Source organism: Paracoccus zhouxuedongae, from assembly GCF_041927815.1.
Taxonomy (GTDB): Bacteria; Pseudomonadota; Alphaproteobacteria; order Rhodobacterales; family Rhodobacteraceae; genus Paracoccus.
This window is the reverse complement of the sequence record NZ_JBHFHM010000002.1, coordinates 230,465-250,776: the sequence shown is the minus strand read 5'-3', so window position 1 is coordinate 250,776 and position 20,312 is coordinate 230,465. Positions and strand designations below refer to the sequence as shown.

Sequence of the window (20,312 nt, the reverse complement as noted above, 5' to 3'; positions counted from 1 at the left end):
CACCGCGTTCAGGCGCGGCGCAGACGAAGCGCGTTGGTGACCACAAAGACCGAGGACAAGGCCATCGCCCCCGCCGCAAGCATCGGCGACAGGCCCGGCCCGCCAAACACCTCAAGCGCGCCCATGGCGACGGGGATCAGCAGGCTGTTATAGGCGAAGGCCCAGAACAGATTCTGGCGGATGTTGCGCATCACGGCGCGCGACAGGCCGACGGCGCGGGCCACGCCCTGCGGATCGCCGGTCATCAGCACCACCTCGGCGGCCTCGATGGCGACATCGGTGCCGGTGCCGATGGCGATGCCGACATCCGCCGCCGCCAGCACCGGCGCGTCATTGATGCCGTCACCAACAAAGGCGGCGGGACGGCCGCCCGCGACCTCAGCCAGCGCGGCGACCTTGCCCTCGGGCAGCACCTCGGCCACCACGCGGTCGATGCCAAGGCCCGCGCCGATGGCCTGCGCCGCCGCCTGCGCATCGCCCGAGATCATCGCGCTGTCCACCCCCAGCCGGTGCAGCGCGGCAATCGCCGGGGCCGCGCCGGGTTTCGGCGTGTCGGCCAGCGCGATCAGCCCGATGGGCAGGCCATCGGCCAGCACCACCACGCCGCTGGCGCCCGCAGCACCGGCTTTCGCCCAGGCCTTTGCGATAGGGCCGGGCAGATCGGCCACCAGGCGCGGGGCCAGCAGCTCGACGGCGCGATCCCCCACCTGCCCGCCGATGCCGCGTCCGGGCTGCGCGGTGACGCCCGTCGCGGCGGGCAGCGTCAGGCCAAGCCCGCGCGCATGGGCGGTGATCGCGCGGGCCAGCGGGTGATCGCTTTGCGCCTCGATCGCGGCGGCGAGGGTTAGCGCCTCGGGGTCCAGCGCCACCACTTCGGTTACCACCGGGCGGCCCTCGGTCAGGGTGCCGGTCTTGTCAAAGGCGATAAGGTCCACCTCGGCCAGGCGTTGCAGCGCGTCGCCACGCCGAAACAACAGGCCAAGTTCCGCCGCCCGCCCGGTCCCCACCAGGATCGAGACCGGCGTCGCCAGCCCCATCGCGCAGGGGCAGGCGATGATCAGCACCGAGATCGCGCGCACCAGCGCATGTGACAGCGCCGGTTCCGGCCCGAAGGCCAGCCACAGCGCGAATGTCAGCGCCGCCAGCGCCATCACCACCGGCACAAAGACCCGCGTCACCCGGTCGACCAAGGCCTGCACCGGCAGCTTCGCGCCCTGCGCCTGATCGACCAGCGCGATGATGCGCGCCAGCACCGTATCGGCCCCGGTCGCGGTGACGCGCGCGACCAGCGCGCCCGCGCCATTCACCGTGCCGCCGGTCAGGCCCGCGCCGGGGGATTTGGCGACCGGCAGCGGCTCGCCCGTCAGCATGGATTCATCGACATGGCTGTTGCCGCTGATGACCTCGGCATCGACCGGCACCCGCGCGCCGGCGGCGATGCGGATGCGGTCGCCGGGCACCAGCTCGGCAATCGGCAGGTCGATCACCTGATCGCCACGCTCGACGCTGGCGTGATCGGGCGCCAGCCCGGCCAGCCGCCGGATCGCCGCCCCGGCCTGACCGCGCGCGCGCGATTCCAGCCAGCGGCCCAGCAGGATCAGCGTGACGATCACCGCCGCCGCCTCGAAATAGACGGCGCCGGTGCCCTCGGGCAAAAGGCCGGGGGCCAGCACCACAAGGGTGGAAAAGACGAAGGCCGCGCCCGCGCCAAGGGCGACCAGGCTGTTCATCTCGGGCGCGCCACGGGCCAGCGCGGGCAGGCCGTGGGCGAAGAACACCCTGCCCGGCCCGGCCAGCACCAGCGCGGTCAGCGCCATCTGGATCAGCCAGCTTGTGCGCAATCCGATGCTGTGGTCGATCCAGTGGTGAAAGGTCGGGATCAGGTGGCCGGTCATCTCCAGCAGGAACACCGGCAGGCTCAGCGCGGCGGCGATCAGAAAGGCGCGACGCAGGGCGGCGGTTTCGGCGCGGGCGCGGGCGGCGGCATCGGGGCGATCCTCGCCCGCGACCGGCGCATGGGTGGCATAGCCTGCGGCGGTGATGCGCGCCGCCAGCTCGGTCGGGCTGGTCGCGCCCTCGGCATAGGTCACATCGGCGCGGCGCGCGGCCAGATTGACCTGCGCCCCGGTCACGCCGGGGGTGGCGGCCAGCAGCCGTTCGACCCGGCCCGAACAGGCGGCGCAGGTCATGCCGTCGACCTCGAGCCGGGTCTGGGCCAGACGCGGCGGATAGCCCGCGCGGGTCAGCACATCGGCCAGCGGGGCGGCCAGATCGGGGCGGTCGGCGCTGATCGTCACGCTGCGCCCGGCCAGGTTCGCCTGCGCCGCGCTGACCCCCGGCTGGGCCGTCAGCAGGCGTTCGACCCGGCCCGTGCAGGCGCCGCAATGCATGTCATCGATCTGGAAACGGATGGTGGTCATGAATGCCCCTGACCCCAGATATGGGGGAAAGTCGCGCAGAAATGCAACAAATCTGCGTTAACATCGGGGGTGCAGTGGCCCCCGCGGTTGCTGGCCGCACCCCCACCGCGCTAGATGGGGGCCAGCATCCATGAGGTAAACCCGATGTCCGACCTGTTCAACCGCCGCCGCCTGCTGATCGGCGCCGCCAGCGCCCTGCCGCTGCTGGCCGCGCCGTCGATCCTGTCGGCCAAGGAGACCAAGCCCAAGGCCGCCGCCCCGCGCCTGCCCTATGACGCGAAATACCTGCCGACCAAGGTGCAGATCCGTCAGGACTTTACCCCCGGCACCATCGTCGTGGTCAGCCCGCAGTTCTTCCTGTATCACGTCACCGCCCCCGGCGAGGCGATCCGCTATGGCGTGGCCGTGGGCAAGGCGGAACTGGTCTACAAGGGCTGGGCCGAGGTCGCGCGCAAGGTCGAATGGCCGTCCTGGCGCCCCACCGCCGAGATGGTCAAGCGCAAGCCCGAAGCCTATGCGAAATACGCCGAAAACGGGATGCCGGGCGGCCCGCAGAACCCGCTGGGGGCACGCGCGCTGTATCTGTATCACAACGGCCGCGATACCGCGATCCGCATTCACGGCACCACCGATCCGTCCTCGATCGGCAAGGCGGTGTCGAACGGCTGCATCCGCATGGCCAATGAACAGGTGATGGCGCTTTATGACCAGGTGCCGCTGGGCACCCAGGTGTTCGTCTACTAAGATCAAAGGGGGGCGCGAGGCCCCCCTTTTTCATCGCGCCGGGCGCGCTGGAAAAAGTGCCAGATGCCGCCAAAAACGGCCTTGACGGTCCCGCCCGGCTGACTTACCTAGCCCCCCAGTGGCGGAGTAGCTCAGCGGTAGAGCGCGGGAATCATAATCCTAAGGTCGGGGGTTCAAATCCCTCCTCCGCTACCAAAATCCCAAGGCGCGTCGTGGCTTAGCCCGGCGCGCCTTTGGTTTTCACCACCCCTAGTCGGTGATCCGCGCACCGATCTGGCCATCGGCAAAGCGGATGGTGACCGCGCCCGCAGCCCGCGCCTGATCGACCCCGGTCACAACATGCTCACCCGCCTGCACGATGGCAAAGCCGCGCTTCAGCGTCTGGTCGGGACCAAGGCTTTCGCGCAGCCGGTCCAGCCGCATCAGGCGCTCGGCCAGCAGGGTCAGGCGGGCGCGCGGGGCCTGATCCAGCCGGGCGGCGATCTGGGTCAGGCGGGCGCGGGCCTCGGCCATGCGGCGCGTCTCATCGGCCAGCATCCGCTGCCGCGCCAGGTCCAGACGCGCGGCGTGATCGCCCAGCCGCGCGCGTTTCAGAGCCAGACCGGCGCGCAGGCTGGCGGGCGACAGGGCCGCCGCCGTCCAGCGCAGCCGGGCGCGATGGGTCAGCGCGCGCAACGCCGGGTCCAGCCGGGCGGCGCGGGCCTGCCAGTCGGCACGGCGGCGCTGCGTCAGCCCGGTCAGCGCCACGGGCAGCCGCTCGGCAGTCAGGTCAAACCGCTGGCGCGCGACCTCGACCCGCGCGCCGGGTCGGCCCAGACCGCGCCCCAGATCGGTGACGCGCTGCCGCCGCGCCCGCATCGCACCCTGCGCGCCGCGCGCCATGCGCAGCCCCTGCTCGGCCAGCCAGGCGGCGAGGTCGGCGCGCACCGGCACCGCCTTTTCCGCCGCTGCGGTGGGCGTCGGCGCGCGCAGATCGGCGGCATGGTCGATCAGCGTGGTGTCGGTTTCATGCCCCACGGCGGAAATCAGCGGGATCGTGCTGTCGGCGGCGGCGCGAACCACGATTTCCTCGTTGAAGCCCCACAGATCTTCCAGGCTGCCGCCGCCACGCGCCACGATCAGCACATCGGGGCGCGGGATCGGGCCACCCGGTTGCAGCGCGTTGAAGCCGCGAATGGCGCGGGCGACCTCGGGCGCGCAGGCGGCGCCCTGCACCGCCACAGGCCAGATCAGCACCCGGCGCGGAAAGCGGTCGCGCAGCCGGTGCAGGATGTCGCGGATCACCGCGCCCGAGGGGCTGGTGATGACGCCGATCACCTGGGGCAGGAACGGGATCGGGCGCTTGCGTGCGGGGTCGAACAGACCCTCGGCGGCCAATGCCTTGCGACGCTTTTCCAGCATCGCCATCAGCGCGCCCTCGCCCGCCGGTTCGATCTCATCGACGATCAGCTGGTATTTCGACTGGCCGGGAAAGGTGGTCAGGCGGCCGGTCGCGATCACCTCCAGACCTTCCTCGGGGCGGGTGGACAGGCGCGCCACCTGGCCCTTCCAGGACACGGCGGCCAGCACCGCATTGGCGTCCTTCAGATCGAAATAGACGTGACCCGAGGCCGGACGCGAGACCCGCCCGATTTCACCGCGCACGCGGACGCGGGCGAATTCACCCTCGATCATGCGTTTGACCGCGCCCGACAGTTCCGAAACGGTAAAGTCGGGCGTGTTGCTGGCGCGTTCGGCGGCTTCAAAAAGGTCCATTGTCTGATCCTGCTGCGGCGACTAAAGCCTAAGCGCCAAGCGCGGAAAGGGAAAGCCATGAACATTCTGATCCTGGGCAGCGGCGGGCGCGAACATGCGCTGGCCTGGGCGGTCAAGCAGAACCCGAAATGCGACCGGCTGATCGTGGCGCCGGGCAATGCGGGCATCGGCCAGATCGCGGAATGCGCGGCGCTGGACATCCTGTCGGGCAGCGACGTGGCCACCTTCTGCGAGGAAAACGCCGTCGATTTCGTGATCGTCGGACCCGAGGCGCCGCTGGCCGCCGGCGTGGCCGACCGCCTGCGCGCGGCGGGGATCGCCACCTTCGGGCCGTCCGCCGAGGCGGCGCGGCTTGAGGCGTCGAAGGCCTTTACCAAGGACATCTGCGATGCCTGCGGCGCGCCGACCGCCGCCTGGGCACGGTTCACGGCGGCGGAACCGGCGCGCGCCTACATCCGCGAAAAGGGCGCCCCGATCGTGGTCAAGGCCGATGGGCTGGCCGCCGGCAAGGGCGTGATCGTGGCGATGAGCGAGGCTGAGGCGCTGGCCGCCATCGACGACATGTTCGGCGGCAGCTTCGGCGCGGCGGGCGCCGAGGTAGTGATCGAGGAGTTCATGGCAGGCGAGGAAGCCAGCTTCTTCATCCTGACCGACGGCACCGATTGCCTGGCCATCGGCACCGCGCAGGATCACAAGCGCGTGGGCGAAGGCGACAGCGGCCCGAATACCGGCGGCATGGGCGCCTATTCCCCGGCGCCGGTGCTGACGCAGGCCATCCAGGATCAGGTGATGGCGCAGATCGTGCGCCCCACAGTGGCCGAAATGGCGCGGCGCGGCACCCCCTATCAGGGCGTGCTTTACGCCGGGTTGATGATCGAGAACGGCCAGGCCCGGCTGGTCGAATACAACGCCCGCTTCGGCGACCCGGAGGCACAGGTGCTGATGATGCGGCTGGGCGCACAGGCGCTGGACCTGATGCTGGCCTGCGCCGAGGAGCGGCTGGCGGGTACGCAGGTGAACTGGGCCGATGACCATGCGCTGACCGTGGTGATGGCGGCCAGGGGCTATCCGGGCGATTACGCCAAGGGTAGCGTGATCTGCGGGCTGGCCGCCCTGCCCGCTGACAGCCGCCGGATGGTGTTTCACGCCGGAACCACGGAAAGGGACGGCCAGATCACCGCCAGCGGCGGGCGGGTGCTGAACGTCACCGCGCGTGGCGACACGCTGGCCCAGGCCCGCGACGCGGCCTATGCGATGGTCGATGCGATCGATTGGCCTGGCGGCTTCTGTCGGCGCGATATCGGCTGGCGCGCGCTGTGATGCCTGTCGCAAGGTGAGTATTTGGGCAAAGAGGAAGGGGCAAAGCCGCCCCTGCCTGCCGCCGCGCCGATGACTGCGGCGCGCCGTGAGTATTTGGAAACAGAAAGAAGCTGATTTCCGCTTTGCCCAAATACTCATCCGACCGCACCAGATGGCGCCGTCCTTGCCGCTTCTTCTGTTCTTGAATACTCATCCGCACCCGCCGACGGGCGCGCCGGTCAGACCAGCGGGCCGCCGTCGCTGTCGTCGCCCGCTTCATTCACCAGACGGTCGTAATCGGGCACGGTGATGGCGCGCTTGCCGGAGAGTTCGATCACGCCCTCGCGTTTCAGGGCGCTGATCTGGCGGCTGACGGTTTCCAGCGTCAGGCCCAGGTAATCGGCCATCGCCTCGCGCGTCAGGGGCAGGTCGAAGGCCATCACCCCTTCGGCGGGTTCGCGTTTCAGCGCGGCGTCGCGGCGCGCGATGATGGCCAGCAGGCTGGCGATCTTTTCGCGCGCGGTCTTGCGGCCCAGCAGCAGCATCCATTCGCGCGCCGCATCCAGTTCGTCCAGCGTCATTTCCAGCAGGCGCTGGCCCAGGCGCGGGGTGCGGATCAGCATGTCCTCGAACGGGCGACGGCGAAAGCAGCACAGTTCGATGTCCGACACCGCGGTGACGGTATAGGCCGCCTGATCGCGCCCAGGACGCCCCAGGAAATCGGATGGCAAGAGCAGGCCAACCATCTGGGTGCGCCCGTCCTCAAGCGTCTGGGTCAGGGTGGCGACGCCAGTGACGACCGAGGCGACGAAATCCATCCGGTCGCCCGACCAGACCACCGTCTGCCCGGCCTGATAGAAGCGTTCGTATTTGATCGCCTCCAGCGCCTGAAGCTCATCCGTTTCGCAGCGCGCGCAGACCGCCCGATAGCGGATCGGGCAGCCATCGCAAGGCGTCCCGCCCGGATCGCAGGCAGGCACCGCCTGGGACAGATGAGGTATCTTGATTTGGGTCAAGGCCAGCACTTTCGTCAGTCCCTATTTCCTACATTTATGGAACAGGAATCGCAACTGACACGCTATGGTCTTTTCGACGCGCGCGTGCCCCGATACACAAGCTATCCCACCGCGCCGCATTTTTCCGGCGCCGTGGGGCCGGATGACTTTGCGCGCTGGATCGGCGCAGTGCCTGCGGGCGGCTCGATTTCGCTTTATCTGCATGTGCCCTTCTGTCGGCGGCTGTGCTGGTTCTGCGCCTGCCGCACGCAGGGCACGCAGTCCGATGACCCCGTGCGCGCCTACGCCGACACGCTGCTGGCGGAAATCGCGCTGCTGAAGGCGCGGCTGGCGCCAGGGGTCACGCTATCGCGCCTGCATTGGGGGGGCGGCACGCCGACCATGCTGCCGCCCGACAAGATGCGCGAACTGGCCGCCGCGATCTTTGACGCGGTGCCGATGGGTGAAGGGGCCGAGTTCTCGGTCGAGATCGACCCGAATGAGATCGACGAGGCGCGGATGGATGCCCTGGCCGAGGCCGGGCTAAACCGCGCCAGCATCGGCGTGCAGGATTTCGACCCCGAGATCCAGAAGATCATCGGCCGCGACCAAAGCTATGAGGTGACGCGCCGCGCCGCCGAGATGATCCGCGATCGGGGCATTGCCAGCCTGAATGCCGACATCCTGTATGGCCTGCCCGGGCAGAGCCAGCAGAAGATCAGCGAAAGCGTGCAGAAGCTGTTGTCGCTGTCGCCCGACCGGGTTGCGCTTTACGGCTATGCGCATGTGCCGTGGATGGCCAAGCGGCAGGTGATGATCCCGTCCGACCAACTGCCCGACGCGCGCGAGCGGCTGGCCTTGTTTGAAACCGCCCGCAAGCTGTTCGTCTGGGATGGTTACGACGAAATCGGCATCGACCATTTCGCGCGCCCCGGCGACGGGCTGGCGCGGGCGCTGAAGGCCGGGCAGCTCAGGCGCAACTTCCAGGGCTATACCGACGATCTGGCCAGCGCGCTGATCGGGCTGGGCGCCAGCTCCATCTCGCGGTTTCCGCAGGGCTATGCGCAGAACGCCCCCGCCACCGGCGCCCATACCGGTGCGATCCGCGAGGGGCGTTTCTCGACCGCCAAGGGCCATGTGTTCAGTGATGACGACCGGCTGCGGTCGCGGCTGATCGAGGCGTTGATGTGCGATTTCCGCATCGACAATGACGAGATCCGGCGCGATTTCGGCATCAGCCAGCAGGCCTTGGATGATCTGTATCGCCCGATTGCCGCGCATTTCGGCGACATGGTGCGGCTGACGCCTGCCGGGTTCGAGATCCCGGAACCGGGGCGGCCGCTGACGCGAATGATCGCGCGGGCCTTTGACGCCTATGATCTGTCGAAGGCGGGCCATTCCTCGGCGATCTGACCGCGGCTTTCCAGAAGCCGGATCCAGCGCGGCAGGCAGTCCTCCAGCCGATAGCGCGACAGCACATGCTGTCGCGCCCGCGCGCGACGCTCGGCCCCCGCCGTGGGGTCGGCCAACGCCCCTGCCACGGTGCGGGCCAGGGCATCGACATCGAAGAAATCGACCAAAAGGCCGGTGTCGCCATGGGCCATCACCTCGCGCACCGGGGCGGTGTCGGAGGCGATGATCTGGCACCCCGCCGCCATCGATTCCAAGAGCGACCAGGACAGAACGAACGGGTAGGTCAGATAGACATGCGCCCGGCTGACATGCAGCAGGTTGACGTAATCGCCATAGGGCAGCATCCCGGTGAAATGCACCCGCGACATGTCCAGCCGGTCACCGACCTCGGCCAGCGACCATTCGCGCCAGTTGGCGGCATCCTTGGGCGCGGTGCCGTAGCTGGGCTTGTCCTTGCCGACGATGACCACCCGCGCATCGGGCCGCGCCGCCAGAATCTGCGGCAGCGCGCGCATGAAGATGTGAAAGCCGCGATAGGGTTCCAGCGAGCGGGACAGGAAGGTCAGGATCTCTTGCCCCGCCGCCAGTTCGGTGCCGTCAGCCAGCGTCAGCCGCGCCTGCGGGTTCGGGGCCAGGCGCGCAGTGTCGATGCCGTCATGCAGCACGGTCAGCTTGGGGTGCAGCATCGGCGGATGGCTGTCGCGCTGAAACCGCGTCGGCGTGACGCCGTGATCGGCCATCGCCAGCGCCTGCAGCAGATGCGCCTGACGGGTGGTGACGCGGACACCGGCGTTGAAGGGATCGTCCGCGAATTCGGGGTCAAAGCCCACATCCAGCCCGCGCGAGCGGAACATCATCTCGGAATAGACGATCAGCGTCGCATCCGGCCAGACTTCTTTCAGAAACAGCGTCTCGCCCCAGCCGGAATGGCCCAGAATCACATCGGGCACAAAGCCGTGCTTGTCGCGCAGCGCGCGCGCCGCCAGACCGGCGCGCAGGCCGCGTTCGCAGGCCTCGGCGAAATGGCGGTGCATTCCGCTGCCGATGCGGGTCAGATCGAGGGGCTTGTATTTCGCCACCTGGATCGGGGTCGTGCGTTCGTTGGCGGGGTCGGTCAGGGCCAGCACCTCATGCCCGCGATTTTTCAGGGCGATGGACAGACGCGGGAACTGGCCGGGGAAGTTCTGGTGAACCAGCAGGATCTTCATCGGGGGTCCGTGTCGGCGGGGGCTGCGGCGGCACCGGCGGCGGGTGGCGGCGTGACATGCGGGCCGGCGGGCGGGGCGACATGGGGGATCGCGCCCGCGACATCGGCCGCGACATCGGCCGTGTCATCGGCTCCCGCGCCCAGCGGCGGCACCGCGCCGCTGCCAAAGGCTGCCGTCATCAGCGCGCGGGTGTAATCGCTGGCCGGATTGGCAAAGACCGCCTGCGCCGGGCCTTGTTCGACCACCTGGCCCGCCTGCATCACCATCACCTGATGCGACAGCGCGCGCACCACCCGCAGGTCGTGGCTGATGAACAGGAAGGCCAGCCCATGCGCCTGTTGCAGGCGGCGCAGCAGATCGACGATCTGCACCTGCACGGTCATGTCCAGCGCACTGGTCGGTTCATCCAGCACCACCACCTTGGGGCGCAGGATCATCGCGCGCGCGATGGCGATGCGCTGCCGCTGGCCGCCCGAAAACTCATGCGGATAGCGCGACATGGCGGCGGGGTCGAGGCCCACCTCGGCCATGATCTCGGCCACCATGGCGCGGCGGTTGCGGCCCGGTTCAAGGCCGTGGACCGACAGCCCCTCGGCGATGATCTGTTCCACATTCATGCGCGGCGACAGGCTGCCATACGGGTCTTGAAACACGATCTGCATGTCGCGCCGCAGGGGCCGCAACTGCCGTGCCCGCCAGCGGGAAATGTCCTGCCCCAGATACAGGATCGGCCCGTCGGAGGGGATCAGCCGCATGATCGCAAGGGCCAGCGTGGTCTTGCCCGATCCGCTTTCGCCGACGATCCCCAGCGTCTCACCCGCGCGGACCGACAGGGTGGCGCCGTCGACGGCCTTCACATGGCCGATGGTGCGTCGCATCAGCCCCCGCTGGATCGGGAACCAGACCCGCAGGTCATCAGTCTGCACCAGCACCGGGGCATCCGGCGCGACCGGATCGGGGCGGCCCTGCGGCTGCGCGGCCAGCAGCTTTTGCGTATAGGGATGGCGCGGATTGGCGAAGATCTCGGCCGTCGGGCCTTGCTCGACGATCTCGCCATCCTTCATCACGCAAACCCGGTCGGCAATGCGGCGCACGATGTTCAGATCGTGGCTGATGAACAGCATCGACAGGTTTTCGCTGGACTTCAGTTCCGCCAGCAGATCCAGGATCTGCGCCTGAATGGTCACGTCCAGCGCGGTGGTCGGTTCATCCGCGATCAGCAGGTCAGGGCCGTTGGCCAAGGCCATGGCGATCATCACCCGCTGGCGCTGCCCGCCCGACAGTTGATGCGGATAATCGCCCAGCCGGGATTCGGCATCGCGGATGCCGACGCGGGTCAGCAGGTCGATGATGCGCGCCCGCGCCGGGCCGCCGCGCAGGCCCTGATGCAGGGCCAGGCTTTCGCCCAACTGCCGTTCGATCGTGTGCAGCGGGTTCAGGCTGGTCATCGGCTCCTGAAAGATGAAGCTGATGTCATTGCCGCGCACCCGCCGCAGCGTGGCCGCATCCGCCCCGATCATCTGCTGGCCCGCGTAGCGCACCGACCCAGCCAGTTCGGCGGCCTCCCCCAGCAGGCCCACGGTCGACAGCGCGGTGACCGACTTGCCCGACCCGGATTCGCCGACCAGCGCCACGGTCTCGCCCCGCGCCACCGCGAAACTGACGCCGCGCACCGCCGGGATCACGCGCCCGTCCTGACGGAAGCTGACGGTCAGGTTTTCGACCTCAAGCACGGTTTCAGGGCGGGTCATTTGAAGGTCTTTCGCGGGTCAAAGGCATCGCGCACGCCCTCGAAGATGAACACCAGCAGCGACAGCATGATCGCGAAGGTGAAGAAGGCGGCAAAGGCCAGCCAGGGCGCTTGCAGGTTCTGCTTGGCCTGCAACGCCAGTTCCCCCAGGCTGGGGGCCGAGGCGGGCAGACCATAGCCCAGATAATCCAGGCTGGCGAGGCTTGCGATGGTGCCGGTCACGACAAAGGGCAGCATGGTCAGCGTCGCCACCATCGCATTGGGCAGGATGTGGCGGAACATGATCACCCGATCGCTGACGCCAAGCGCGCGGGCGGCGCGCACATATTCAAAGTTGCGCGCGCGCAGGAACTCGGCCCGGACGACGCCGACAAGGGCGGGCCAGCCGAACAGGATCGAGACGAAGACCAGCAGCCAGAACGACCGCCCCAGAATGGCAAACAGGATGATGATGACGTAAAGGCTGGGGGTGCTGCCCCAGATTTCCAGCAGGCGCTGGAACGTCAGGTCGACCCGGCCGCCGAAATAGCCCTGCACCGCGCCCGCCGCGATGCCGATCACGCTGGCCACGCTGGTGACGATCAGCGCGAACAGGATCGAGGTGCGGAAGCCATAGATCACCCGCGCCGCGACATCGCGGGCGGTGTCGTCGGTGCCAAGGATATGGTTGCGGTCGGGCGCGGATGGTGCGGTGCCGACATCGTTGATGCTGCGGTAATGCGCGCGGATCGGCGGCCAGATCATCCAGCCGGGCTGGGCGGGCTGGCCCTCGAACGCGCCGGTCCGCGCGACCTCATCCTGCACCGCCTGCGGGTCGTCCAGACAGGTGGTGATGCCGCCGGTCTGGATCAGGCATTGCACCTCGGGGTCGCGATAGCTGGCCTCGGTGCCGAAATCGCCGCCGAAGGTCTGTTCGGAGTAAAAGCGATAGACCGGCATATGCAGATCCCCGCGATAGCTGACCAGGATCGGCTTGTCATTGGCGATCAGCTCGGCAAACAGCGAGGCGACGAGCAACACCGCAAAGATCACCAGCGACACGACGGCGCGGCGATTGGCACGGAAGTTGCGCCAGCGGCGGGCATTCAGGGGTGACAGCCGCATCATCCGGCCCTTTTTTCAAAGTCGATGCGCGGATCGACAAAGACATACATCATGTCGGACAGGATGCCGATCAGCAGGCCCAGCAGGCCGAAGACATAAAGCGTGCCGAAGATCACCGGATAATCACGCGCCACCGCGGCCTCGAAGCCCAGACGGCCCAGACCATCCAGCGAAAAGATCGTCTCGATCAGGATCGACGCGCCGAAGAACACGCCCAGAAACACCGCTGGAAAGCCCGCGATCACGATCAGCATGGCGTTGCGGAACACATGGCCATACAGCACGCGGGCCTCGGTCAGGCCCTTGGCGCGGGCGGTCATCACATATTGCTTGTTGATCTCATCGAGGAAGCTGTTCTTGGTCAGCAGCGTCAGCGTGGCAAAGCTGGCGATGGTTGAGGCGATCACCGGCAGGGTGATGTGCCACAGATAGTCCTTGATCTTGCCAAAGGTCGACAGCGTGTCGAAATCGTCGCTGGTCAGGCCGCGCAGCGGGAAAATCTTCCAATAACTGCCGCCCGCGAACAGCACCATCAACAGCACGGCAAACAGAAAGCCGGGGATCGCATAGCCGATGATGACCGCACCCGATGTCCAGGTGTCAAAGGGCGTGCCGTCGCGCACCGCCTTGCGGATGCCCAGGGGGATCGAGATCAGATAGGCCAGAAGCGTCGACCACAGTCCCAGCGTGATCGAGACCGGCAGCTTTTCCTTGATCAGATCGACCACGCTGATCGACCGGAACCAGGACCGGCCGAAATCGAAGCGCAGGTAATTGCCGATCATCGTGACAAAGCGTTCGACGGGCGGCTTGTCAAAGCCGAACTCTTTTTCCAGTTGGGCGATGAACTCGGGCGGCAGGCCGCGCGCGCCGACATAGCCCGCGCTGTCATTGGCCGCCTGCGCCTGCCCCGGATCAGCGCCACCCGTGATGTTGCGGAAAGCGTCGCCCTCGCCCTCGATCCGGGCGGCGATCTGTTCGATCGGGCCGCCGGGGACGAATTGCGTCAGGGTGAAGTTGATGATCATGATCCCCAGCAAGGTCGGGATGATCAGCAACAGCCGCCGAAGGATATACGCGCCCATTCACCTGCCTGTCGTTTGCCGCCTAACGCAACGCGCCCGCGGCTTTCAGCTTTTCGGCCTTATCGGCGTCAAACCACCAGAAATCAAGTTCGCCGAGGCTATAGGGCGGCAGCGTATCGGGATGGGCGTATTGGTCGTAATAGGCGACGGTATGCTTGGCCTTGAACCATTGCGGCACCCAGAACACCAGCGACCGCAGCGCCCGGTCCAGCGCGCGGGTGGCGGTTTTCACCTGATCGGGGGTGGTTGCGGCCTCGGCCCCGGCGATCAGCCGGTCGATGGCGGGGTTCGCCAGACCCATCTGATTGAACACATCGCCCACGCTGGCCGATCCGAAATATTGCTGAAGATTGGCGCCGGGGATGTAATCCTGACCCAGTTGCGCGTTGATGATGTCGAAATCATGCGCGCGGCGGCGGGTCTCATATTGCGCATCGTCGACGCGGTTGTTGACCGCATCGACGCCCAGGCGGCGCAGGTTTTCGACAAAGGGGTTCAGCACGCGATCAAAGGTCTGGCTGTCGTTCAGGATCTCGATCCGCAAGACCTGACCATCCTTGCGCCGCAGCCCGTCGCTGCCGACCGTCCAACCGGCATCGTCCAGCAGCGCGGCGGCGCGGCGCAGATTGCCGCGATCCAACTGCCCCGCGCCCGAGACAGGCGGCAGCACCGCCGGATCGGTCAGCACGCCGGTCGGCAGATCAGCGGCGACCGGGTCCAGCAAGGCAAGCTCATCTGGGCCGGGGGTGCCGGTGGCGGCCAGATCGCTGTTGTCCCAGAATGACTGGGTGCGCGTGTAAAGGCCGTAAAACAGCGTCTGGTTGGACCATTCAAAGTTGAACATCAGCCCGATCGCCTGGCGCAGGCGAATGTCCTGGAACTGCGGGCGGCGCAGGTTGAACACCCAGGCCTGGCCCGAGGAGATGCGGCCATCGGGCAGTTCGGCCTTGACCACCTGTCCGGCCCGGAACGCTGGAAAATCGTATCGCGTGGCCCAGACCAGGCTGCTGGCCTCGTTGCGGAAGGTATAGGCGCCGGACTTGAAGGCCTCGAACGCCGTGTCGTAATCGGCGAAATATTCGACACGGATGCGGTCGAAATTGTTACGGCCACGGTTGATCGGCAGGTCGGCACCCCAATAATCCGGGTTGCGCTTCCAGACCACGCGTCGGCCCATCTCGGCGCTGTCGAACAGATAGGGGCCAGAGCCGACAAAAGGCTGGTCGGTCGATTGTTCCAGATCGCGGCCCTTGGCGGTGAAGTCCTGGCGCGACATCACCGGCAGGCCACCGACCGACTGGATCAGGTCGCGGCGCGGATAGCCGGGCACAAAGTCGAAACGGATGGTCTGCGGGTCGATCACCTTCGCCCCCGCGACCTGCTGGGCGATCACCGTGCGGAACGACGACAACCCCTTGTCGCGCAGGGTTTCATAGGAAAACAGCACGTCATCGGCGGTCAGCGGGCTGCCATCGGAAAACCGCGCCTCGGGGCGCAAGTGGAAGATCACCCAGTCGCGGCTTTCGGGATATTCAATGGTCTCGCAGATCAGGCAATAGGCGCTGCCGATCTCATCCGCCGTGCCGGTCATCAGGCTTTCCAGCATCACCGAGGACAACGCCGCCGCGCGGCCGCGAATGGTGAACGGGTTGTAGCTGTCAAAGCCGCCCGGCATCCACTGGCTGATCTCGCCGCCCTTGGGGGCGTCGGGGTTGACGTAATCCAGATGGGTGAAATCGGGGCCGTATTTCAATTCGCCCATCGTGGCGATGCCATGCGCGCGGATCACCGTTTCCGCCATCACCGGCGTGGCCGTCATGACCGCCGCAACCGCATAACCCAACAGCCTGCCCATCATCACCCGCATCCCCCCATCGACCACCGGGTCTGTCACCCGACCGTCACAGGCTAGGGCCGCCCCGAACGCCCTTCAAGGCGCGTTCGTGTGATGGGCATGAAAAACGCCGCCCCGGTGAGGGGGCGGCGCAGATCGGTGCGATGGCCCGGCGCTTACTGCTGGGTCGCCAGCCAGGCGATCAGGTTGGCGCGGTCGGCATCGCTGGGCAGACCGGCAAAGGCCATGCGGGTGCCGGGCATGTAGTCCTTGGGGCTGCGCAGGAACTCGAACAGGTTTTCCGGGGTCCAGACGCCGGGCAGGTCAATCGCGGCCTGCGAATAGTTGAAGCCGGCGATCGACGCCTTGTCGCGGTTCACGACGCCGTTCAGATGCGGGCCGGTGCGGTCGGTGCCATCGACCGTGTGGCAGGCGCGGCAGCGCGCCCACAGCTTTTCGCCCGCGGCGGCATCACCGGCGGCCAGCACGGCGGCGACGTCCACCACCTTGGCGACCGGCTCGGCCTCGACCGGCGCGCCAGCGCCGTCGCCGGTGGCGATGACATAGGCCTGGTCGGGGGCCTCACCCTCGGCGTGATGGGCCGGGGAAATGTTGAACAGACCCGAACCCGCCCACAGCAGCAAAAGCAGGAACAAAGCCGATCCCAGCAGCGCGCCAAGCGTCTTGGTGATGGTCATGGTGTTGAACATAGGTGTCTCCTCGGGCGGGGAAGCGGCACGGCGACCGGGCCGATCCGTGGCTGGCGGTCGGGGTTTGACGGCTATCTATCCGCTTCCCCCGCAGAGGATCAAGGTATAGTTAGCGGAATGAACCGCAAAACCCGCCGCAAGCGGCGGCGCAGGCGGGCGACATCGGGACGCAGGGCGACAAGGCCCTGGCCCGCCCCGAACGCCCCGCCAGAAGGAAGGACACCATGGCCACCGAACACCTGTCGCTGGACGATCTGCCCCAAGCCCCGGCCACAGCCGGCGCGGGCCGCATCGCCTTTCAGGGCGAACCCGGCGCCTATGGCCATCAGGCCTGCCGCCTGGCCCGCCCCGATCACGAAATCCTGCCCTGCCGCACCTTCGAGGACGTGATCGAGGCGGTGCGCCGTGGCGAGGCCGAACTGGCGATGCTGCCGGTGGAAAACTCGACCTATGGGCGGGTGGCCGACATCCACCACCTGCTGCCCGAAAGCGGACTGCACATCATCGACGAGGCCTTCGTGCGCGTCCATATCGCGCTGCTGGCGGTGCCCGGCACCCGGCTGGATCAGGTCACCGACGCGATGAGCCATACCGTGCTTCTGGGTCAGTGCCGCAACTTCCTGCGCCAGCACGGCATCCGGTCGATCATCGGGGCCGATACCGCTGGTTCCGCGCGCGAGGTGGCCGAGCGTGGCGAGCCGCATCTGGCGGCGCTGGCCAGCGACATCGCCGGGGAAATCTATGGTCTGGACGTGCTGGCCAACCAGATCGAGGACCGCCAGAACAACACCACCCGCTTTCTGGTGATGTCGCGCCAGCCCGACACCTCGCGCCGGGCCGAGCGGATGATGACCAGCTTTGTGTTCCGGGTGCGCAACATTCCTGCGGCGCTTTACAAGGCGATGGGCGGGTTTGCGACGAATGGCGTGAACATGACCAAGCTGGAAAGCTATATGGTCGACGGCATCTTCACCGCGACCCAGTTCTATGCCGATATCGAGGGCCATCCCGACGACCCCGCCGTCGCCCGCGCGCTGGAGGAACTGCGCTATTTCACCAGTGAGATGAAGGTGCTGGGCGTCTATCCCGCCGACCCGCTGCGGCTGGCGCAGATGGGCTGATCGGACGCGCGCCCAGGCCGTGCGACTGTCGGCCTGCGGCCTAGGCCGCGGGGCTGCGGGCGTAGCGGCGTTCGACCTCATGCGCGAAACTGCGCAGCCCCTCGGCATAGCGGCGGTCCAGCGCGACCTTGCCCAGCCGGGCCGATTGCAGCAGCACGCGCGCCTTGAAGCCGCGCGGGCGGATCTCAAGCTCGCCCATCAGGCGCGACCGGCGCGGCGACAGCGGGATCACCGTGGCGCGCACCGTCAGATCAAAGGATTCGCTGACGCCGGTCAGCGACAGCACTTCGGGCGCGGTGATCTCGGCCAGGGTCAGGCGCAGCTTGCGCCCCTTGCCGCGCCAGCGGAAGCTGACATCCCAGCCCTGCCCGACATCCATCGCCGCCCCCGGCGCGGCGGTGCGGCGCAGGTCGGCGCCCCGGCGCACCGCCGTGCGCTCGAACGCCGGAAAGTCGGTCAGTTGCGCGAACAGGAAACCGGCCGGAACCTCGATATCCTCGCGCGAAGAAAACTTCATGACTCGCCCCCTGGTCGTGCCGTCTGACCCCAAGGGGCTATGGCGATTATTCGCCCCAAGCTCAAGCAAAAATTACCGGGGCGTTGCCGCAAAGCCACTGGGAAACAGCGTTTTTTCAACGCATTAACCCGCCCTGCCCGGTCGAAAACGGCACTTCCGACGATGCCGCAAGATTTAGATGGATTTTGCCCTGTTCACGGCGATATGATTTTTTCAACCAAGGGATGCAGGGGGCAATCGTGATCCTGTCTGGCGTGTGCGCGGCCCACCCGATGCGGGGCCGCAGATGATGGCCCCCCCGGTGCCGCCTGTCCCCGACGGGACGCGGCACGGCCGGCTGCGGCTGCTGGCCACCACCGATCTGCACATGCAGTTGATGTCTTACGATTATTGCGCCGACCTGCCGCTGGCCGATCACGGGCTGGCGCGGCTGGCGACGATGATCCGGCGGCTGCGCATCGGGCCGGGGCTGACGCTGCTGATGGATAACGGCGATTTCCTGCAAGGCAATCCGCTGGGCGATTATCTGGTCGGCGCGGGGCAGACCGGCAGCCTGCATCCGGCGATCGGCGCGATGAACCTGCTGGGCTATGACGCGGCGACGCTGGGCAATCACGATTTCAACTATGGGCTGGATTACCTGCTGACGGTGCTGGGCCAGGCGCGGTTCGCGCATGTCTGTTCCAACCTGTCGCTGGCGCTGCCGCAGGCCGTGCTGCATCGCCACCTGATCCTGCGCCGCGATCTGGCGATGACGGACGGCGGCCGGGCCAGCCTGCGGATCGGGGTGATGGGGCTGCTGCCGCCGCAGACGATGGATTGGGATCGCGCTCATCTGGACGGGGTGGCGACGATCACCGACATCTGCGACACCGCCGCCGAAACGGCGCAGGCGCTGCGCGCGGCGGGGGCGGATCTGGTGATCGCCCTTTGTCACAGCGGCATCGGCCCGATCGCGCCCGCGCCACGGATGGAACATGCCGCGGGCGCGCTGCCTGCCGTTGCCGGGATCGATGCCATGATCGCCGGGCACAGTCATCTGGTGTTCCCCTCGGCCCTTTATCGCGCGGGGGCGCGGATCGACCCGGTGGCGGGCACGGTTCACGGCGTGCCGACCGTGCAGCCCGGCCATGACGGGTCGCATCTGGGGATGATCGACCTTGACCTTGCCTGTGATCCGGGCGGGCACTGGCGGGTCGACAGCCACCGCGCGCGGTCGCTGGCGATCCCGATCGATTGCCCCGCCGACCCCGAGGTGGTGGCCGCCGTCACCCCCGCCCATGACGCGACGCTGGCGCGGCTGCGCGCCCCGGTCGGGCGCACGAACCGGCCGCTGACCACCTATTTCGCCATGGTCGCGCCCGAACCCGCGCTGGGCCTTTTGGCCGAGGCGCACCGCTGGCATATCCGGGCGCTGCTGGCGGAAACCACCTTTGATGGGCTGCCGGTGCTGGCCGCCGTGTCGCCCTTCAAGGCCGGTGGGCGGGGCGGGCCGCGCTATTATACCGATGTCGCCGCCGGGCCGCTGACGCTGCGGTCGCTGGCCGATCTGTACGCCTACCCCAACCGGGTGCAGGCGGTGGCGGTCAGCGGGGCCGAGCTGGAGGAATGGCTGGAACGCTCGGCATCGGCCTTTTGCCGGATCGCGCCGGGCCAGCCGGATCAGCGGCTGCTGGACCCCGACTTCCCCGCCTATGAGTTCGACGTGATCGGCGGCGTCAGCTATGCCTTCGATCTGACCCAGCCCGCGCGCTATGACGCATCCGGGCGGCTGGTCAATGGCAGCGCGCGGCGCCTGCGCGATCTGGCCCATGATGGCCGGCCGGTCAGCCCCGAAGATCGCTTTGTGATCGCCACATCGGATTTCCGCGCCGCCACCCGCGGCTTTGCCCGCGACCGCCATGTGATCGACCGCCCCGCCCCCGCGCATGACGTGCTGCGCCATTACGTCCAGGCCCAGGACAGCCTGTCGCCTGCCGCACCCGACTGGCGCATCCTGCCGGTGCCGGGCGCCAGCGTCGTCTTTGACACCGGACCCGCCGCGCTGGATCATCTGGATCACGCCCGCCGTCACGGGCTGGAACCGACCGGACCCGCGCCCGGCGGCTTTACCCGCTTCCGCCTGATGCTGGACGCCGCGCGTTAGAAGGTTCGGCAGGGGCTTGCCCTGCCCCGCACCCTGCCCTATATCGGGCCACGAGAGGTTGGCGCGGGCAAGCGCCTCGCCAACCCGGTCAGGACCGGAAGGTAGCAGCCGTAACGAGACCCGCTTGGGTCGCTGTCCAGCCTCTCACCCTTCCCCCGCACCGCATCGCCATCTGGACGCCGCGCCTTGCGCGCGACAGATTGGGGCGTGA

16 protein-coding genes, 1 tRNA gene and 1 other RNA gene are annotated in these 20,312 nt (G+C 67.8%); 8 read left to right on the top strand and 10 right to left on the bottom strand.

Annotation, left to right across the window (positions count from 1 at the left end; translation table 11 throughout):
- Positions 1-8 precede the first annotated feature (8 nt).
- Positions 9-2,420 (bottom strand): heavy metal translocating P-type ATPase, encoded by a 2,412-nt coding sequence (locus ACEYYA_RS04185; RefSeq protein ID WP_374797881.1) that lies wholly within the window; start codon positions 2,418-2,420, stop codon positions 9-11.
- A gap of 144 nt (positions 2,421-2,564) precedes the next feature.
- Between ACEYYA_RS04185 and ACEYYA_RS04180 the strand changes: the two genes are divergently transcribed.
- Together ACEYYA_RS04180 and ACEYYA_RS04175 are read left to right on the top strand one after the other, a co-directional pair.
- Entirely contained in the window at positions 2,565-3,164 is a 600-nt protein-coding gene (locus ACEYYA_RS04180) for a L,D-transpeptidase (RefSeq protein ID WP_374797879.1), read from the top strand.
- A gap of 120 nt (positions 3,165-3,284) precedes the next feature.
- Positions 3,285-3,359 (top strand) — tRNA-Met (locus tag ACEYYA_RS04175).
- Positions 3,360-3,413: 54 nt separating this feature from the next.
- On the opposite strand, the gene xseA is transcribed toward ACEYYA_RS04175, so the two are convergent.
- The gene (xseA, locus tag ACEYYA_RS04170) at positions 3,414-4,919 is read right to left on the bottom strand and encodes an exodeoxyribonuclease VII large subunit (RefSeq protein WP_374797877.1); all 1,506 of its coding nucleotides are present in this window, start codon (positions 4,917-4,919) and stop codon (positions 3,414-3,416) included.
- A 57-nt stretch (positions 4,920-4,976) separates the two neighbouring features.
- Here xseA and purD point away from each other — a divergent pair, with 57 nt between their 5' ends.
- Positions 4,977-6,239: a phosphoribosylamine--glycine ligase gene (purD, locus tag ACEYYA_RS04165; protein ID WP_374797875.1), complete on the top strand. Its 1,263-nt coding sequence runs from the start codon at positions 4,977-4,979 to the stop codon at positions 6,237-6,239.
- Between the two features lie 218 nt (positions 6,240-6,457).
- Here purD and fnrL read toward each other — a convergent pair whose 3' ends face one another.
- Positions 6,458-7,198, bottom strand: a complete 741-nt coding sequence (fnrL, locus tag ACEYYA_RS04160) for a transcriptional regulator FnrL (RefSeq protein WP_374798122.1) — start codon at positions 7,196-7,198, stop codon at positions 6,458-6,460.
- 72 nt (positions 7,199-7,270) lie between these two features.
- Between fnrL and hemN the strand changes: the two genes are divergently transcribed.
- A complete protein-coding gene (gene hemN / locus ACEYYA_RS04155; RefSeq protein ID WP_374797873.1) occupies positions 7,271-8,626 on the top strand; it encodes an oxygen-independent coproporphyrinogen III oxidase in 1,356 nt (451 codons plus the stop codon).
- Here hemN and ACEYYA_RS04150 read toward each other — a convergent pair.
- The 6 genes from ACEYYA_RS04150 to ACEYYA_RS04125 all read right to left on the bottom strand — a co-directional run bounded on the left by ACEYYA_RS04150 (position 8,587) and on the right by ACEYYA_RS04125 (position 16,317).
- Positions 8,587-9,834: a glycosyltransferase gene (locus ACEYYA_RS04150; protein ID WP_374797871.1), complete on the bottom strand. Its 1,248-nt coding sequence runs from the start codon at positions 9,832-9,834 to the stop codon at positions 8,587-8,589. The genes hemN and ACEYYA_RS04150 overlap by 40 nt on opposite strands.
- Positions 9,831-11,585, bottom strand: coding sequence for an ABC transporter ATP-binding protein (locus ACEYYA_RS04145; protein WP_374797869.1), 1,755 nt, complete (start codon positions 11,583-11,585; stop codon positions 9,831-9,833). Before ACEYYA_RS04145 ends, ACEYYA_RS04150 begins: the two co-directional genes overlap by 4 nt.
- The gene (locus tag ACEYYA_RS04140) at positions 11,582-12,688 is read right to left on the bottom strand and encodes an ABC transporter permease (protein WP_374797868.1); all 1,107 of its coding nucleotides are present in this window, start codon (positions 12,686-12,688) and stop codon (positions 11,582-11,584) included. The genes ACEYYA_RS04145 and ACEYYA_RS04140 overlap by 4 nt, the downstream gene beginning before the upstream one ends.
- Positions 12,688-13,773: a microcin C ABC transporter permease YejB gene (locus tag ACEYYA_RS04135; protein ID WP_374797867.1), complete on the bottom strand. Its 1,086-nt coding sequence runs from the start codon at positions 13,771-13,773 to the stop codon at positions 12,688-12,690. Before ACEYYA_RS04135 ends, ACEYYA_RS04140 begins: the two co-directional genes overlap by 1 nt.
- Positions 13,774-13,795: 22 nt before the next feature.
- Positions 13,796-15,640: an extracellular solute-binding protein gene (locus tag ACEYYA_RS04130; RefSeq protein ID WP_374798120.1), complete on the bottom strand. Its 1,845-nt coding sequence runs from the start codon at positions 15,638-15,640 to the stop codon at positions 13,796-13,798.
- A gap of 143 nt (positions 15,641-15,783) precedes the next feature.
- Entirely contained in the window at positions 15,784-16,317 is a 534-nt protein-coding gene (locus ACEYYA_RS04125; protein ID WP_374797866.1) for a c-type cytochrome, read from the bottom strand.
- Positions 16,318-16,541: 224 nt separating this feature from the next.
- Between ACEYYA_RS04125 and ACEYYA_RS04120 the strand changes: the two genes are divergently transcribed.
- Complete coding sequence (locus ACEYYA_RS04120) at positions 16,542-17,438, top strand: prephenate dehydratase (protein WP_374797864.1); 897 nt, start codon at positions 16,542-16,544, stop codon at positions 17,436-17,438.
- 40 nt (positions 17,439-17,478) lie between these two features.
- Here the strand turns inward: ACEYYA_RS04120 and ACEYYA_RS04115 are convergent, their stop codons facing one another.
- Positions 17,479-17,955, bottom strand: a complete 477-nt coding sequence (locus ACEYYA_RS04115) for a hypothetical protein (protein ID WP_374797862.1) — start codon at positions 17,953-17,955, stop codon at positions 17,479-17,481.
- Between the two features lie 39 nt (positions 17,956-17,994).
- Here ACEYYA_RS04115 and ACEYYA_RS04110 point away from each other — a divergent pair, with 39 nt between their 5' ends.
- The 3 genes from ACEYYA_RS04110 to ffs all read left to right on the top strand — a co-directional run bounded on the left by ACEYYA_RS04110 (position 17,995) and on the right by ffs (position 20,250).
- Positions 17,995-18,198, top strand: a complete 204-nt coding sequence (locus ACEYYA_RS04110) for a hypothetical protein (RefSeq protein ID WP_374797860.1) — start codon at positions 17,995-17,997, stop codon at positions 18,196-18,198.
- A gap of 43 nt (positions 18,199-18,241) precedes the next feature.
- Positions 18,242-20,101: a bifunctional 2',3'-cyclic-nucleotide 2'-phosphodiesterase/3'-nucleotidase gene (locus ACEYYA_RS04105; protein WP_374797858.1), complete on the top strand. Its 1,860-nt coding sequence runs from the start codon at positions 18,242-18,244 to the stop codon at positions 20,099-20,101.
- A gap of 52 nt (positions 20,102-20,153) precedes the next feature.
- An RNA gene (ffs, locus tag ACEYYA_RS04100) (signal recognition particle sRNA small type) lies at positions 20,154-20,250 on the top strand.
- Positions 20,251-20,312 lie beyond the last annotated feature (62 nt).